Below are 2,001 nucleotides of genomic sequence, written 5' to 3'. Positions count from 1 at the left end.
GGCTACTGCCACGGCCGCTCCCCCTGCCTGGCTGGTACGGAGGCATCCGGAAATCCTGCCCGTCACGGCGGACGGAACCGTGCTGGGGCCGGGCTCACGGCGGCACTACACGCCGTCGTCGGCCGTTTACAGGCGTTACGCAACCGGCATCACGCGGGTGCTGGCGGAGCGTTACAAGGACCATCCCGCGCTGGCACTCTGGCACGTGGACAACGAGCTCGGCTGCCACGTCTCCGAGTTCTACGGAGAAGAGGACGCCGCGGCTTTCCGTGCCTGGCTGGAGCGGCGGTACGGGAGCATCGCTGCCCTCAATGCTGCCTGGGGTACGGCATTTTGGTCCCAAAACTACGCCTCGTTCGAGGAAATCCTGCCGCCGGGCGTTGCGCCCTCCACATTAAACCCAGGCCAGCAGCTGGACTTCCAGCGCTTCAACTCCTGGGTCCTGATGGACTACTACCGGGACCTTGTTGCCGTCCTGCGCGAGGTCACTCCAGGCGTGCCATGCACCACGAACCTGATGGCTTCCAGCGCCACGAAGTCCATGGACTACTTCGACTGGGCCAAGGGCCTGGACGTCATCGCCAACGACCACTACCTGGTTGCCGCCGATCCCGAACGGCAGATCGAACTGGCGTTCAGCGCGGACCTTACCCGCGGCATTGCTGGAGGCGACCCGTGGATCCTGATGGAACATTCGACGTCTGCCGTCAACTGGCAGCCACGCAACCAGCCCAAGATGCCCGGCGAAATGCTGCGCAACTCACTGGCCCACGTGGCGCGCGGCGCGGACGCGGTGATGTTTTTCCAGTGGCGGCAAAGCTTCGCCGGCTCGGAGAAGTTCCACTCGGCCATGGTGCCCCACGGCGGCCGGGACACCCGCGTGTGGCGCGAGGTGGTCGACCTTGGCGCGGCCCTGAAGCGGCTTGCCCCGGTGCGGGGTTCGCGGGTGGAATCACGCGCGGCTATTGTGTTCGACTACGAGGCCTGGTGGGCGAGCGAAATCGACTCCAAGCCGAGCCAGGACGTGAAGTACCTGGACCTCCTGCGGGCTTTCCACCGGTCGCTGTTCCTGCGGGGCATCTCAGTGGATATGGTGCACCCCTCGGCGTCGCTGGAGGGCTACGACCTCGTCCTGGTGTGCACCCTGTACTCGGTCACTGATGAGGCTGCAGCCAACATTGCGGCTGCCGCTTCTGCCGGGGCCACCGTGCTGGTGAGTTACTTCAGCGGGATTGTGGACGAGAAGGACCACGTGCGGCTGGGCGGCTACCCGGGGGCATTCAGGGAGCTGCTGGGCGTGCGGGTGGAGGAGTTCCACCCGCTCCTAACCGGCGGGCAGCTGAAGTTGAGCGACGGCGGTGTTTCTTCCATCTGGAGCGAGCATGTCCATCTGGCCGGCGCCGAAGCGGTCCAGACTTTTACGGAGTATCCGCTGGAGGGCGTACCGTCCCTGACCCGGCGGGCTGTGGGTGAAGGGGCCGCGTGGTATCTTGCCACATTCCCGGACAGCGACGGCATAGAGGCGGTGGTGGACCGGCTGCTCGAGGAGTCAGGCGTTGCGCCCGTTACTGCAGCCGATCCTGGGGTGGAGTTAACGCGCCGGCGTTCTGAAGACGGCCGCAGCTTCCTGTTTGCCATTAATCATTCGCGGACCGCGGGAGCTGTCCAGGCTGCCGGCGTTGACTTGCTCTCCGGTCAGCCGTTCGACGGGGTTGTGCCTGCCGGCAGTGTTGTGGTGGTCGCGGAGGACTGAGCGGAATTTCCTGCTGGCCCCGGTCGTAACTTCGGCCCGCGGCCGGGGCCGCTCTCCTTCAGGTTGCGGGCCCGTCAAGGGCAGCGGCGGGTTTTGCACATAGGCGCTTTGGCCGGCACTTTTGTCGGTGGGTTTTGGCAGAGTTGTCCTATGGAAGCCATTGGGGATCAGCTTGGGGAGTACTGCGGTTCTCCCGCTGTGCTGACGCGGGCCGGCAGTGTTTCCTCCCGTGGTTCAGGGGCGTCCGA

Annotated in this window: 1 protein-coding gene; it reads left to right on the top strand. The window is 65.5% G+C overall.

Annotated elements, in window-relative coordinates; genetic code table 11:
• A partial coding sequence (locus tag AC5RWX_RS32790; protein WP_494100341.1) for a beta-galactosidase occupies positions 1 to 1,753 on the top strand: 1,753 nt, incomplete at its 5' end.
• Positions 1,754 to 2,001: the final 248 nt, after the last annotated feature.

It is taken from the genome of Arthrobacter sp. SPT-J7, assembly GCF_059089965.1.
The sequence above is the reverse complement of the archived record's forward strand: the minus strand, read 5'-3'. Positions and strand labels throughout refer to the sequence as shown.